Genomic DNA, 14,830 nt, shown 5'->3' with positions numbered 1-14,830 from the left:
AGGCGGGCGGCGCGGCCGCGGCCGCAGCGGCGCCGCGCGCTCCGGCGGCGGTCGCTCGCGGCTGCGAGAGCATGAACCGGCGCACTTCACCGTCGCCATCGGGAGCCGGCACGTCCCGCAACCAGGGCTCGACGCCGGCAAGGCCGAGCTCGGCCATCGTGTACCAGGAGCCTTCCGGCGCCTCGCCCCTGGCCTGAACGCCGCAGAGGATCAGCCGCTCCTCGGCGCGAGTCAGGGCGACATAGAGCAGGCGGTGATGCTCCTCGACCATCTGCGCGACGACCGCGTCCTTGGCGCGCCGCATCGCAGCGGGATCCTCGGCCCGCCTGCTCGGCCAGACCGGAACCGGCTGCCCGCGCGGCGGCGCGACCGCCATCAGCTTGGGCAGGCGGCGCTCGCCGGGCGCGATGCCGAGATCGGCGAGGATGACGACCGGCGCCTCCAGGCCCTTCGAGCCATGGACGGTCATGACCCGGACCTCGCCGGCGCTGGCGGAGAGATCGCGCTTCACCTGCGTCGCCGCCGCCCCGACCTGATGCAGGAAGCCGGCGAGCGAGGGGCCGTGGCGCCGCTCATGGTCGAGCGCGGCGGACAGGAAGGCGTCGAGCGCGTCGCCCGCCTCCGGCCCCAGCCGGGCGAGCGCGCGAGCGCGGCCGCCGCCGGGACCGAGCAGGCCGGCGAAGAAGCGAAACGGGCCGCAGCGCCCAGCCTCCTCGGCGAGGGCGGTCAAGCGCGCCTCGACCGCGGCGTAGCGCGGCTCGCCCTGCGCCGCCTGGCGGAAAGCCTCGCGCAGCGAGCCTCTGCGCTCCGGGGCGAGCCGCATGAGGTCGTCGTCGTCGAGGCCGAAGAGCGGCGTCTTCAGCGTGATCGCCAGCGCAAGGTCGTCCTGCGGCAGGAGGATGCAGCGCCCGAGCGCGACCAGATCCTCGACGGCCGGATGGTCGGCGAGCGTCAGCCGGTCGCGCCCGGCGACGGGCACGCCGCGGTCCTTCAGCGCCTTGACGATCGCCTCGAACAGCGCGCCGCGCTGGCGCAGCAGGATCATCACGTCGCCCGGCTTGAACGGCCGGCCGAGATCGTCGCGGCCGGCCTCGGTCCAGCGCTTGAGCACATCGGCGATGCGGCCGGCGAGCTTGACCAGGCCGGAGCGCCGCTCGGGCGCGTCGACCGGCGTGGTCCAGGCGTCGGGCCTGTCGCCGGGATCGTCCGCCGAGATCGGCCAGAGATCGACCGCCCCGATCGCCGCACGCCTGACCGTGTCGTGGCGCTCCGGCCCGGCGCCGCCGTCGAAGACCAGACCGCGCCAGTGCTCCTTCGGCCCGAACACCGCATCGACCGCGCGCACGATGTCGGGGGCCGAGCGGAAGGAGGTCGTGAGGCTGATCGGCTCGAAGCGTTGCCCAGCCTCGGAAAGGCGCCGGCCGAGCAGCCGCCGCTCCTCGCTGAAATGTGCGGGAGCCGCGCCCTGAAAGCCGTAGATCGACTGCTTCTCGTCGCCGACGACGAAGATGGTGCGCGGGCGCAGCAGGTCGCGCGCGCTCTCTCCGGCCGAGAATTCCTCGGCGAGGCGGCGCAGGATCGCCCATTGCGCCTCGCCGGTGTCCTGCGCCTCGTCGAGCAGGATGTGGTCGATGCCGGCGTCGAGCTTGTACAGCGCCCAGGCCGGGTTGACCCGGTCGAGCAGCGAGCGCGTCCTGGCGATCAGGTCGTCATAGTCGAGCAGGGAGCGCTGCGCCTTCAGCCTGCGATAGGCGGCGAGGATATGCGTCACCAGCACGGCGAGCGCGGCGCTGCGCTCGCGCACCGCGATGGCGTTGAGCTGGTCGATCGCGCCGGTCAGGCAGGCGGCGACGGCGTCGAGGGCGCGGTCGAGGTGGTCGGGCAGGACGCTCTTGCCCTTGCCGCGGACATGCTGGCTGACGGCGCCGTCCAGCGTCAGCAGCCCGGCGCGGCAGGCCGCGACGAGATCGCGGCCCTGCTCCTGCGCCAGCGCCGCCCGCAGCGCGGCCGCGGCCCTCTGCCGGGTCTCGCTCGCGGAGCCGAAGGCCTCGATCAGCCCGCCGAGGTCGGCAATCGCGCCGAGCTCGGCACAGAAGCGCGCCCTGACTTCGTCCGCCGTCAGCTCCGGCGCGATGCCGAGGAAGGCGCCGAGCCCCGCCACGATCTCCTCCGGCCGGCGCGCGCGCCCTTCGGCATCGCTGAACACGGCGCGCTGGTGCAGCGCCTCGCGCATGATCTGGTCGAACGTGTCCTGCGCCGCATGCTCGGCCATGAAGCGCAGCGCCCGGGCCTGCGGGCCGTCCGGCTCGGCCTCGGCGGCGGCGAGCAGGTCGCGCCGCGCATCGCGCATCAATTCGTCCTGGGCGAGATCGTCGGCGACCTCGAAGCGAGGCGGGACATTGGCCTCGAAAGGCGCGCTCTGCAGCACGCGGGTGCAGAAGGCGTGGATCGTCTCGATCTTGAGGCCGCCCGGGGTCTCCAGCGCCTGCGCGAACAGCCGCCGCGCCCGGCCGAGATCGCTCGCGGCCGGCAGCTTCCCCGTCAGCGCGGAGAGCGCCGCCCAGAGCACCGAATCGGAGGCGACGGCCCAGACCGAGAGCGCCCGGAACACCCGGTTCGACATATTGGCGGCGGCGGCCTTGGTATAGGTGATGCAGAGCATGCGGCTGGGCGGAACGCCGTCGAGCAGCAGGCGCAGCACGCGGTTGACCAGCACATGGGTCTTGCCCGAGCCGGCATTGGCCGAGACCCAGGCGCTGAGATCGGGCTCGGCCGCCAGCGCCTGGGCGCGGCGCGTCTGCTCGGGAATGGCCCAGTCGGCGGACGTCATGGCGTGCCTCGACGACGCTCCGGACAAGCGCGGTCGGGAAGCTGAAATCGACTCATCTCCCCAGCCCTCATGCCTCGTCTCCGGCCTCGGCGCCGAGATCGGGCGCGGCCGACCATTCCTTGACCCGCGCGAGCTGGTCGTAGGGGCTGGCGTATTTGATGTAGGCCGGCGCGCGCCGCGACAGGAAGGGTTCCCGGCCGGCGCGCAGCGCGGCGAGGTGCTCCAGCAGCTGGGCGAGGTGCCGGGCGGTGACGTCGGCCTGCGCCTCATCCTTGAACGACAGCTTCTTGTCCTTCTCCCAGCTCTTGGGGTCGTGGTTGAGCCGCAGATAGAGCAGCGCCTCGACCGGGCCGGGCAGGATGTCCGGGGTGAAGCCGTGGCGCTGGGCGAGCTCGGCCTCGAGAGTCAATTGCGGGGCGAAGCCGAGGCGGACCTGCTCCTCGCTCGGCGGCGCGCCGGTCTTGAAATCGATGATGCGCAGGGCGCCCTCGCGCGTGATCTCGACACGGTCGGCCCGTCCGGTCAGCAGGATCGAGGTGCCGTCCGCCAGCGCGAACTCGCCCTGCGTGTCGCGCTCGACCGCGACGCGGGCGAGACCCGGCCGCCGCCGTTCCTCCCAGTCGAGGAAATTCCGGGCGATCAGCAGGAAGCGCGGCCACCAGAAGGCGCGCACCTCCGGCATGTCGTCATAGGCCCGGAAGAGCCGCTCGCCGATCTCGACCAGGCTGCCGAGGGCGCCGGCCGGAAGCTGCTCCGGATAGGTCTGCGCGAAGGTGCCGACGATGTCGTGCAGCAGCGAGCCGCGGTCGGTGGCGCCGGGGTCCTCGACCAGCTCCGGCAGGGCGTCGAGCTTGAGGATCTTGCGGGCATAGAGCGCGTAGGGATCGCGATAGAGCGTCTCGACCTCGGTGACGCTGAACCGGCGCGGCTGCAGATGCGGCGCCGGACAGGGGCTCGGCCGCGGTACCGGCTGGAGATCGGCCGGACGGCCGAGCAGTCCGGCCCAGTCCAGCAGCGCCCGCCCGCGCGCCTCGGCCGCCTCCCAGGTGTCGGTCGGCGCCACCGCCCTGAGCCGCTGCCAGAAGCGCGAGGGGATGGTCTCGGACTCGCCCGCCTTGCGGGCCCGGGTCAGCGTCACCTTGCCGGCGAGCGCGGCCGCGACGAAGTCATGCGCGGTCTGGCCGATGCGGCGCTCGGGCGGAGAGAGACCGAGCTCGGCCCGCATCGGCCGGTTGACGAAGGAATCGGTCTCGGTGGCGGGCGGCCAGACGCTCTCGATCAGCCCGCCGAGCACGACATGCTCCGCCTCGAGCAGGCGGGCTTCGAGCAGGCCCCAGATCTTGACCCGGGGATGGCCGGGATCGCGGCGCTGCACGACACGCTCGCCGATCAGCCCTTCGAGGATCGCGATCCAGTCGCGGCCGCGGCCCTCGTCCGGCGCTTCCGGCAAGGCGGCGTCGAGATCGTCGAACAGGGCGGCCAGTGCCTCGCCGTCCGGACCGTGCCAGACGCGGACGGCGCCGAGCTCGTCGCCGCTCAGCCTCTCGACCGCTCGCCGCGCCTGCGCGGCAATCTCGCGCAAGCTCGGGCCGGGGTCGGCCAGCGCCGCGACGAGCGCGGCGAGCGCGTCCTCGAGCGCCGCGAGCACCTCTTCCGCCGCGCCGACGTCCTCGTCGGCGAGCTTGCGGCGCGGACGCGGCGCATAGGTCGCCTTGCGCAGCTCCGGCATCGCCTCGAAGGCGCGGCGCATGCCGACGAAGCCGGGACCGACGGCCTCGCCGCGCCAGCAGCCGATCTCCAGCGCCGCCGCGCCTTGCCGCAGGCGCGATTCCGCCAGCCCGAGCCGGCAGAGCGGATGCGCCAGCAGCGCAACGAGGCTGGCCGGAGACAGCCGGGCCTCGACGGCATCGAGCGCCAGCCGGAGGAGGGCGCCGGCGGGCCAGCGGGCGAGCGGCAGGCCGGCCGAGTCATCGGCCATGATGCCCCAGCGCCGGAGCTCGACGGCCACGCGTTCGGCGAGGCCGCGATCCGGGGTGATCAGTGCGGCACGGGCGCCCTTCTCCTCCAGAGCCTCGCGCAAGGCGAGGGCCGCGACCAGCGCTTCCTCGCGCTCATCCACCGCCTCGACGATGCGCAAGCCCTCGAGCGCCCGGGCAGGGATCGGCGCCGCACCGGCCCAGTCATCGGTGACGGAGGCCGGCAGCAGGGCCCGGCGCAACAGCTCGCGGCGGGCGCCCAGGGCCGGCGGGGGCTCGGCGAGGACGACGACCTCGTCACGCTCCGCGCCGATCTCGTCGAGCAGGCGGTGCAGCGCCGCCTGCGGGTGCGAGGGCGCCGGCTCGCTGGCGACCGCGCGCCAGGCCGCCTCCGACAGCCCCTCGTCGAGATCGGGCAGCACGACGGCGCCGTTCGGCGCGCGGGCGAGCGCCGCGAGCAGGCGGGCCGTCGCCGGCACGGTGCCGGTCGAGCCGGCGGCGATCACCGGCCCGCGGAAATCGCCGGCAAGCAGGCGCTCGCGCTCGGCGGACAGCATGCGGTTGCGGAACTCGGCCGGGTCGCATTCGCGGCGCTGCTCGAGGATCGCCGGCCAGGCTTGCGCGATGATGTCGAGAAAGCGGGCGTTGAACTGCCAGATCTCGTCGAAACGGGCAGCGTCGAGCCCCTTCAGCCGGGCCGGCGGGACGCCCTCTGTCTGCAGCTGATCGAGCAGATGCGCGAGATCGCCGGCCAGCCCCCAGGCCTCGGCCAGCGTCGCCGGCACCAGCGCCGGCTCGGCCGGATCGAGCCCGAGATGCTGCCGGTTCGCCGTGCGGCCCCAGGCCGAGATCAGCGTCGTCAGGATGAAGCGACGGCGCAGCGGGTCGATCGGCGCGATCCGCTGCAGCGCCAGCGCATCGCCGGCGCCGGCGATCAGCGCCGTCTGCGCCTCGTCGACATCGCCGAGCGGCACGATGCGCGGCAGCAGCAGCGGCCGCCCGCCGAGCTTCTCCGACAGGATCGCGCCGAAAGCCCGGGCCGCGCGCTGGGTCGGCAGATAGAGCGTCACCTGCGAGAGCGCAGCGGGATCGGCCGGATCGTAGGCCTTGCCGAAGCGGCCGGCGATCAGCGCCTGCGCCAGGACGGAAAGGAAGGGCGCGCCGGCCGGGATGCTGAACAGGTTGAGCCCGGCCATCGCGTCAGGCGCCCTGATGGGCGGCGTAGGCCTGCTCCGCCAGCGGGATCGCCTCGGGCGTGCCGACATGCAGCCAGCGTCCGTCGAGCCGATGGCCGAACAGCGTGCTTGCGGCGATGCAGCGGTCGAACAGCAGGTTCAGCGAGAACGGGCCGTCCGGCGTGTCCGCGAAGAGCTCCGGCTTGATGATGGCGACGCCGGCATAGACGTAAGGCGCGCTCGCCGCCTGTCCGCGCCGCGCCAGCCGGCCGGCCTCGTCGCGGAAGAAGTCGCCGGCGCCGTCGAAACCGACGCTGCTCTCGCGCTCGGCCAGCAGGAGCAGCATGTCCATGCGCTCTGCGTCCCAGGCGGCGGCCATGGCGGCGAGATTGGGTGCGCCGCGCTCGCTCCAGAGCGAGTCGGAATTGACGTGGAAGAAGGGCCCGGCGCCGAGCAAAGGCAGCGCCTTCTTCACGCCGCCGCCGGTTTCCAGCAACAGGTCGCGCTCGTCGGAGATGGCGATGCGCGGGCTGGAGCGGCCGGCGAGGCAAGCCTCGATCTGCTCGGCGAGATGGTGGACATTGACCACCGCGTCCGTGACCCCCGCCCCGGCGAGCCGGTCGAGCGCATGGTCGAGCATGGTCTTGCCGGCGATCGCGACCAGCGGCTTGGGCATCGTCTCCGTGATCGGGCGCATGCGCTTGCCGAGCCCGGCGGCGAGCACCATGGCGCGGCGGATCGGCGGCGAACCGGTCTGCATGATCTCAGCGAATCTCCTGCCGGGCCATAGCGACCTATCAGCCATGGCCGGCGCGTTTGCTCAAGTGCCCTACGCCGATCGCCGAGGCTCCTCCCTTCCCCTTGTGGGGAAGGGATGGGGATGGGGGCGGACGACTGGGTGAGTGGGGATCTGTAGAAACGGGTCGTTTCGGCTTCCGGCGAATTCGCCCCGACTTTCCGCCCCCCACCCCTGCCCCTCCCCTCGAGGGGGGTCTGTGTCGCGCCCTTCAGCAGGGCTTCACAGAAAACACGCGATCTCCGTGAGCGGCTTTTTGCCGATCGCGGGGACGAGGCAGCCCTCGGCGGGATAGCCGACGACGAGCAGGATCAGCGCCTTCTCGTTGTCGGGCCGGCCGCAGAGCTGGTTGAGGAAGTTCATCGGCGCCGGCGTATGGGTCAGCGTGGCGAGCCCGGCCTGATGCAGCGAGGCGATCAGGAAGCCGGCGGCGATGCCGACCGATTCAGGCACGTAATAATGCTTCACCTTGCGCCCGTCTGCGTCATGGCCCAGCGCTGGGCGAAGATCGCGATCAGCCAGGGCGCCGTCTCGAGGAAGGGCTTGTGCGCGTCGGTGCCGAGATGGGCGAGCGCTCCCAGCCATTCCTCGCCGGCGCGGCCGGCATAGAAGGCGCGCTCCTCTTCCTCGGCGCCCGCGCGGATCTGCTTCTTGAGCTCGGGATCGGAAATGCAGACGAAGGTCCAGGGCTGCTGGTTGGCGCCGGACGGCGCCGTGCCGGCGGTCGCGACCGCGGCCTCGATGATCTCGCGCGGCACCGGCCTGTCGGAATAGTCGCGCACGGTCCGGCGCGTCCGCATCGCCGCCAGAAATGCGAGCGCACGCGCCTTCATCTCCTCCTCGGGCAGTCCCGCGAAGGCGAGCGGCATGGTGGCATGGACGGTCATCGGGCTTCCTCCTGACAGCTTCTTGCGGGCGCTGCTGCTTGCACAATAGACCAGCCCGCCGCCGCGCCCTATGGTCCCGCCCATGACGAACCCGGCCTCCCAGCTCAAGCCCGGCGACCACCTCTTCCTGGTCGACGGCTCGAACTTCATCTTCCGCGCCTATTTCCAGTCGATCAACCAGGACCGGAAGTACAACGCCCGTTCGGACGGGCTGCCGACCGGCGCGGTGCGGCTGTTCGCGACCAAGCTGTACCAGTTCGTGCGCGAGGGCGTGCTCGGCGTGAAGCCGACCCATCTCGCCATCGTCTTCGACAAGAGCGAGAACTCCTTCCGCAAGGAGATCTACCCGCCCTACAAGGGCAACCGCTCGGACCCGCCGCCAGACCTGATCCCGCAATTCCCGCTGATGCGCGAGGCGGTGCGCGCCTTCGGGCTCGTCCCGGTCGAGCAGGACATCTACGAGGCCGACGACCTGATCGCGACCTATGCGCGGCAGGCGCGCGAGGCCGGCGCCGACGTGCTGATCGTCTCGGCCGACAAGGACTTGATGCAGCTGATCCGGCCGGGCGTCGCGATGTACGACCCGGCCTCGGGCGACGCCAAGAAGGGCGCCGGCTTCCGGCCGGAGCGGCGCATCGGCGAGCCCGAGGTGGTGGAGTATTTCGGCGTCACTCCCGACAAGGTCACCGACGTCCAGGCGCTCGCCGGCGATTCGACCGACAACGTCCCCGGCGCGCCGGGCATCGGCATCAAGACGGCGGCACAGCTGATCGGCGAGTACGGCGACCTGGAGACGCTGTTGAGGCGCGCCGGCGAGATCAAGCAGCCCAAGCGCCGGGAGACGCTGACCAATCCCGAGGTGATCGAGAAGGTGCGCATCTCGCACAGGCTGGTCACCCTGGTCGAGGACGTGCCGGTCGAGACCGACCTCTCCGAGCTGACCCTGTCCCAGCCCGACCCGGCGCGCCTCATCGCCTTCCTCAAGGCGATGGAGTTCACCACCATCACCAAGCGCGTCGCCGAGGCCTATGAGGCCGACGTGGCCGCGATCGAGGCCGATCCCGATCTCGCCCCCGGCGGCGCCCGCGCCGCCGAGCTCAAGGCGCTCTACGCCGAGACCGAGGCGCCGGTCGTCGGCGCGGCGGTGGCGGTCGCGAGCGACGGCGCGACCACCGTGATCGCCGCCGCCGTGGTCGAGGGCAAGCCCGCGCCGGCCGGCGGCGACGCCTGGCTGCGGCCGGCCGATCTCGCCGCGGCGCGCAAGGACGGGGCGCTCACGGTCAAGATCGACCATGCGGGCTATGAATGCGTGCGCAGCCTCGCCGATCTCTCGCGCTGGGTCGGCTGGGCCTACGAGGCCGGCCAGGTCGCGCTCGACACCGAGACCAACTCGCTCGACGTGATGCAGGCCGACCTGATCGGCATCTCGCTGGCGGTCGCGCCTGGCAAGGCCTGCTACATCCCGCTGCAGCACCGCGCGGGCGACGGGCTGTTCGATTCCGGCCTGATCGAGGGCCAGATCCCGCTCGACCAGGCGCTGGCGGAACTGAAGCCGCTCCTCGCCGACCCCGGTGTCCTGAAGATCGGACAGAACCTCAAATACGACATCGCCGTGTTCGAGCGGCACGGGCTCGAAGTCGCCCCCTTCGACGACACGATGCTGATCTCCTACGCCCTCGACGCCGGCACCGGCGGCCACGGCATGGACCGGCTCTCGGAGCTCCATCTCGGCCACAAGCCGATCGCCTATTCGGAGGTCGCCGGCACCGGCAAGAACCAGGTCACCTTCGACAAGGTGCCGCTCGATCGGGCGACCGCCTATGCGGCCGAGGACGCCGACGTCACGCTGCGGCTCTGGCTGGCGCTGAAGCCGCGGCTGGTCCCCGAGCGCAAGACCACGATCTACGAGACGCTGGAGCGCCCGCTCGTGCCGGTCCTCGCCAGGATGGAGCAGCGCGGCATCTCGATCGACCGGCAGATCCTGTCGCGGCTCTCGGGCGAGTTCGCCCAGTCGCTGGCGCGGCTGGAAGACGAGATCTACGGGCTCGCCGGCGAGAAGTTCACCATCGGCAGCCCCAAGCAGCTCGGCGACATCCTGTTCGGCAAGATGGGCCTGCCCGGCGCCAAGAAGACCGCGACCGGGCAATGGGCGACCGGCGCCGGCGTGCTCGAGGAGCTCGCCGAGCAGGGGCAGGCGCTGCCGGCGCGGATCCTCGACTGGCGCCAGCTCGCCAAGCTGAAATCGACCTATACCGACTCGCTGCCGGCCTATGTGAACCCGCAGACCCACCGGGTCCATACCTCCTACGCCCTGGCCGCAACCACCACCGGCAGGCTCTCCTCCTCCGAGCCGAACCTGCAGAACATCCCGATCCGCACCGAGGCCGGACGCAAGATCAGGACGGCCTTCATCGCCGAGAAGGGCAACAAGCTGGTCTCGGCCGACTACAGCCAGATCGAACTGCGCATCCTCGCCCATATCGCCGACATCCCGCAGCTGCGGCAGGCCTTCGCCGACGGCGTCGACATCCATGCGATGACGGCCTCGGAGATGTTCGGGGTGCCGGTCGCGGGCATGCCGAGCGAGGTGCGCCGGCGCGCCAAGGCGATCAATTTCGGCATCATCTACGGCATCTCGGCCTTCGGTCTCGCCAACCAGCTCGGCATCTCGCGCGAGGAAGCCAGCGCCTATATCCGCAAATACTTCGAACGCTTTCCGGGCATCCGCGACTATATGGACCACGCCCGCGCCACGGTGCGGGCGAAGGGCGCGGTCGAGACGGTCTTCGGCCGCGTCTGCCATTTCCCGGCGGTCGCCTCGAAGAACCCGTCCGAGCGCGCCTTCGTCGAGCGCCAGGCGATCAACGCGCCGATCCAGGGCTCCGCCTCCGACATCATCCGCCGCGCCATGATCCGGATGGAGGATGCGCTCGCCGCGGCGAAGCTCGACGCGCGCATGCTGCTGCAGGTGCATGACGAGCTGGTCTTCGAGGTGCCGGAGAGCCAGGTCGAGGCGGCGCTGCCGGTGATCCGCAAGGTCATGGTCGAGGCGCCGCACCCGGCGGTCCAGCTCAAGGTGCCGCTCGTGGTCGACGCACGCGCCGCCGACAATTGGGACGAGGCGCACTGAGCGCGGCCTCCGCCGGAACCTTCGCCGCAACCGCCGCGTTGAGCAGGCGAAGTGCGCCGGGGGGCGCAGCAGCGCGCTGGACGGTCAAAAATGCTCAACGCCTCGGCCTGGAGACCCTTTCCTCGCTACATGGCGGAACCGGAGGAGGAAGCCTCCTCCAGCGAGATCACGCCCCAGGATCATGATCTCATCGTCCGGTACTGCATCGTCGGCATCTTCGTCATCCTCGCCACCGCCTCGCTCCATCTGACCCGGGTCATCGCGCTGCCGGTGACGGCCGGCGTGATCTTCGGCCTGGTGCTCGGGCCGCCGGTCGACGCGATGGTCCGGCGCGGCGTGCCGCAGCACCTCGCCGCCGGGCTCGTCGTCCTCGCTGGCGTCGTGCTGCTGCTCGTGCTGATCGGCACGCTGACCGTGCCGATCGCGGCCTGGAGCGACCAGTTCCCGAAGATGGTGGCGGCGCTGCAGCTCAAGCTGGTCGGCGTCCTCGCCTATATGGAGGAGTTCAAGCAGTTCGCCGAGAACCTCTCCGGCAAGGACGGCGCCAAGGTCAGCCTTTCCGAGGGCAATCCGCTGGTCTCGATCGCGATCTCCTCGACCGCGGCGGCCGGCGGGCTGCTGATCTTCGTCGCGACCGTCTATTTCTGGCTGGCGACCCGGCGCCATCTCAAGGCACGAGCGCTCAGGCTCTGCCTCAGGCGGGACGCCCGCAAATCGGCGGGCGCCTTCTTCGAGGAGATCGAGGCGAGGATCGCCCGCTATTTCGGGCTGGTGACGTTGATCAATCTCGGGATGGGGCTGATCGGCCTGGCGATCGCCTGGGCCGCCGGCCTGCCCTATCCGGTCTTCTGGGGAGCGCTCGCCTTCTTCCTCAACTATCTCGCCTTCATCGGCCCGATCATCGTCGCGGTGGCGTTCTTCGCGGCGGGGCTGCTGTCCTCCCCCCATTTCCTGGTCGTGGTCTGGCCGGCGGCGGTCTACTACGTCCTCCATCTCGTCGAGGGTAATCTGGTGACGCCGCTCGTCGTCGGCAGCCGCCTGACGATCTCTCCCTTCCTCGTCTTCATCTCCTTCGTCTTCTGGCTCTGGCTGTGGGGCCCGATCGGCGCGGTGCTGTCGACGCCGATCCTGCTCGTCGGCCTCGTCGCGCGCGAGGAGGTCGCCAATTACAGGCAGGCCCTGCAGGAAGCGGAACAGGCTGCGGCGGAGGCGAGCGCCGCCGAAGCTCCGAGCGGAACAGCGCCGGCGCTGGCGCGTTGAACTTTGCGCCGTGCCGCCGCGCATGGCATCGTCACCATTCCAGCAGCAGGGAGCCGTTTGATGGCCGCAACCAGCACCACAACCAGGCGACGGGCCGCGGCCTCGGTCAAGCGCAGCAGGGACGAGACCGCCGACGCCGCCGCCGACATGGCCGAGCGCGCCGGCAAGGCCGGCAGACGGCTGCATGAGGAGGCCGACGAGATCGAGGCCAGCCTCGCCCGCGGCGCCGAGGACCTCGCCGCGACCGTGAGCAGCAAGCTGAAGGCCGTCGGCGTCGATCCCGATCGCATGGTCGAGGTCGCCCGCGAGCAGGCCAGCGACCTGGAGGAACTGATCGTCCGCGAAATCCGCGAGCGACCCTTGCGGGCGCTCGGCCTGGCGGCCGCGGTCGGGCTGTTCGTCGGCTTCCTCTCGGCGCGCTGAGCCATGCTGGGGGGCCTGGCCGCTCTGGTCGCGAGCGAAATCCGCGGCATCCTGCGCCGCAACCTCACGGTTCTGGTGTTGTGCCTGGTGGCGGGCCTGCTCGCCGCCGCTGCGATCGGTTACGCGCTCAACGCGCTCCACACGATTCTCGCGCTGCATTACGGCGCCGTCATCGCCAGCCTGTCGATTGCCGGCGGGCTTCTCCTCGCCTCACTGCTGGCGCTGGGAATCGCGCTCTATGTGAAGAACCGGCCGCGCCCCGACCGGAGCCTGGCCGCCGCCGTCGCGGCGGCGCCGGTCGCGGCCTCTCTGGTGGGGAACCGCAAGATCGGCTGGCGCGCGGGGCTCGTCGGTGGGGTCGTGCTGCTCGGGCTGATCCTCGGCCGGCAATTCGCGCAGGGCGGCGATGACGCTGAAAACTAAGGCATAACCTGGCTGATCTGGCGTTTTCACCGATGCTGACCTGCCACGACCTGTCTTTTTACCTTGGGCGATCCGTCGTCAACGTCTATGCAAGACGGCGATGAATGCCCAGCTGAAGCTCCCTCCACGCTGGCCGTTGCCGGGATTGCCCTCCCTTCGTGCGCGCCTCTACACGGCTTCCTCGGCCGCGATCGCGATCGCCGTGGTCGCCGCGGCGGTGCTGGTCGCCACCTGGATCAACATGCAGGCCGAGGAGGCGTCGCGGCTGGTCTCGCGCTCGATCGACGTGCGCGAGCGCAGCGAGCGCTTCCTCACCACCCTCCTCGACGCCGAGACGGGGCAGCGGGGCTTCCTGCTGACCGGCGACGAGCATTATCTGGCGCCCTATGAGAGCAGCCAGGCGGAGCTGCTGCCTTCGCTCGACCGGATCGAGCGCCTCGTCGCCTACAGCCCGACGCAGACCGAGCGCGTGCAGCGCACCCGCGGTCTCACCATCCGCAAGCTTGCCGAGATGGCCGAGACGATCACGCTGATGCGCGCCGGCCGGCGCGAGGACGCCGTCAGGCTGGTCACGCACGGCACGGGCAACACCCTGACGCAGGACCTGCGCGACATCGTCGGCGCGGTCCAGCTGGAAGAGAATCACCGCCTGGCCGCCAGCAGCCGCCGCGAAGCCCGCCGCCGCGTCCTCGCCAGCGCCGGCATCCTGGTCGCGCTCGCCGGCCTGTGCCTCGCCGCCTGGCTGCAATTGCGGCTGCGGCACCGGCGCGCCGTCACGCTGTCGAGCTCGAATGCCGACCTGGAGCGCAAGGTCGCCGAACGCACGCACCAGCTCGAGAACGAACGCATGCGCATCGAGGCGCTGCTGCGCGACGTCAACCATCGCGTCGGCAACAATCTGGCGATGGTCTCGGCGCTGCTCAACGTCCAGAGCCGGCAGACGCGGGAGGCGGCCGTCAAGCAGGCGCTCGCCCAGGCGCAGTCGCGCATCCAGGCGATCGCCGCCGGCCAGCGGCGCCTGCGGCTCGACATCGAGGCCGACGAGATCGAGGCCAGGCCCTATCTGGAGGATCTGCTGGCGGAGATCGGCAAGGCGGCGGAAGGCCGGCCGATCGAGATCGCGCTGGCGATGGATGCGATCCGCCTGCCCGGGCGCGATGCGGTGTCCTTCGTCGTCGTCATCAACGAGCTGGTGACCAACGCCATCAAGCACGCCTTTCCCGACGGGGCCGCCGGCCGGATCACGATCCGCCTCGGCCGCACGCCGGAGGAGAAGCTGGTCCTGTCGGTGGAGGACGACGGCATCGGGATGCCGCAGGATCAGCAGACGGCGGGGCTGGGCAAGTCGGTGATCACCAGCCTGCTGCGCAGCATGCGCGCCAGCATGGAGACGACGCCGCTCTCGCCCGGCACCGCGCGCCCCGGCACCCGCGTCGCCATCACCTTCCCGAAGCGCGAGCGGACTGCCGAGGACGACGCCGCCGCATAGGCGGCCCTCAGGCCTTGTTCACGGCCTTGGCGACGAAGCGGCCGAGCTCGTCGGCGGAAAAGGGCTTGCGGACGAAGCGCACGTCGCGCAGCTGCGGCGGCACCTCGTTCGGCGCCGAGCCGGAGACGAAGACCAGGGGCGTCCCCCTGGCGCGGAGGCTTTCGGCGATGCCGAAGGTCTTGCCACCGACGACGTCGATGTCGAGCAGGGCGCAGGAGACAGGCTGATCCGCGGCACGCCGCGCCTGCGACACGGAGTCGACCACGACGAGCTCGGCCTCCTCGCCGAGCTCGTCGCTCACCGCACTCTCGATATCCATCGCGATGAAGGGGTCGTCCTCGACGATGAGGATCCGTATGCCGGACATGAGCCCCAGATCACCTTCCAACTTCACGATACGCTCCCAAGCCGCATCCTGCTTGTGAGACCTTTGAACGCCCG

General features: G+C 71.2%; 11 protein-coding genes. 5 read left to right on the top strand and 6 right to left on the bottom strand.

All coding sequences use genetic code 11. The features are described 5' to 3' along the window. From addA to CS1GBM4_RS24810, 5 genes are all read right to left on the bottom strand, one after another. On the bottom strand, positions 1–2,830 hold a 2,830-nt coding region (gene addA, locus CS1GBM4_RS05700; protein WP_186417715.1), incomplete at its 3' end, for a double-strand break repair helicase AddA. Between the two features lie 67 nt (positions 2,831–2,897). After that, a complete protein-coding gene (addB, locus tag CS1GBM4_RS05695; RefSeq protein ID WP_186417714.1) occupies positions 2,898–6,002 on the bottom strand; it encodes a double-strand break repair protein AddB in 3,105 nt (1,034 codons plus the stop codon). Positions 6,003–6,006: 4 nt separating this feature from the next. After that, a complete protein-coding gene (locus CS1GBM4_RS05690; RefSeq protein ID WP_186417713.1) occupies positions 6,007–6,741 on the bottom strand; it encodes a nucleotidyltransferase family protein in 735 nt (244 codons plus the stop codon). A gap of 258 nt (positions 6,742–6,999) precedes the next feature. Next, complete coding sequence (locus CS1GBM4_RS24815; RefSeq protein WP_348522313.1) at positions 7,000–7,230, bottom strand: hypothetical protein; 231 nt, start codon at positions 7,228–7,230, stop codon at positions 7,000–7,002. An 11-nt stretch (positions 7,231–7,241) separates the two neighbouring features. Next, complete coding sequence (locus CS1GBM4_RS24810) at positions 7,242–7,664, bottom strand: nitroreductase family protein (RefSeq protein ID WP_348522312.1); 423 nt, start codon at positions 7,662–7,664, stop codon at positions 7,242–7,244. An 82-nt stretch (positions 7,665–7,746) separates the two neighbouring features. On the opposite strand from CS1GBM4_RS24810, the gene polA reads away from it, so the two are divergent. The 5 genes from polA (at position 7,747) to CS1GBM4_RS05660 (ending at position 14,389) form a co-directional block, all read left to right on the top strand. Continuing rightward, positions 7,747–10,794 (top strand): DNA polymerase I, encoded by a 3,048-nt coding sequence (gene polA / locus CS1GBM4_RS05680; RefSeq protein ID WP_186417712.1) that lies wholly within the window; start codon positions 7,747–7,749, stop codon positions 10,792–10,794. Between the two features lie 90 nt (positions 10,795–10,884). Then, positions 10,885–12,054 (top strand): AI-2E family transporter, encoded by a 1,170-nt coding sequence (locus CS1GBM4_RS05675; RefSeq protein ID WP_186417711.1) that lies wholly within the window; start codon positions 10,885–10,887, stop codon positions 12,052–12,054. Positions 12,055–12,114: 60 nt separating this feature from the next. After that, positions 12,115–12,477, top strand: a complete 363-nt coding sequence (locus CS1GBM4_RS05670) for a DUF883 C-terminal domain-containing protein (protein ID WP_186417710.1) — start codon at positions 12,115–12,117, stop codon at positions 12,475–12,477. Positions 12,478–12,480: 3 nt separating this feature from the next. After that, the gene (locus CS1GBM4_RS05665; protein ID WP_186417709.1) at positions 12,481–12,900 is read left to right on the top strand and encodes a hypothetical protein; all 420 of its coding nucleotides are present in this window, start codon (positions 12,481–12,483) and stop codon (positions 12,898–12,900) included. 145 nt (positions 12,901–13,045) lie between these two features. Then, positions 13,046–14,389, top strand: a complete 1,344-nt coding sequence (locus tag CS1GBM4_RS05660; protein ID WP_186417708.1) for a CHASE3 domain-containing protein — start codon at positions 13,046–13,048, stop codon at positions 14,387–14,389. Positions 14,390–14,396: 7 nt separating this feature from the next. Here CS1GBM4_RS05660 and CS1GBM4_RS05655 read toward each other — a convergent pair whose 3' ends face one another. Further along, positions 14,397–14,756: a response regulator gene (locus CS1GBM4_RS05655; protein ID WP_186417707.1), complete on the bottom strand. Its 360-nt coding sequence runs from the start codon at positions 14,754–14,756 to the stop codon at positions 14,397–14,399. Positions 14,757–14,830 lie beyond the last annotated feature (74 nt).

Origin of the sequence: Allobosea sp. CS1GBMeth4 (assembly GCF_900185715.1) — a bacterium.
Classification (GTDB): Bacteria; Pseudomonadota; Alphaproteobacteria; order Rhizobiales; family Beijerinckiaceae; genus Allobosea.
The sequence above is the reverse complement of the archived record's forward strand: the minus strand, read 5'-3'. Positions and strand labels throughout refer to the sequence as shown.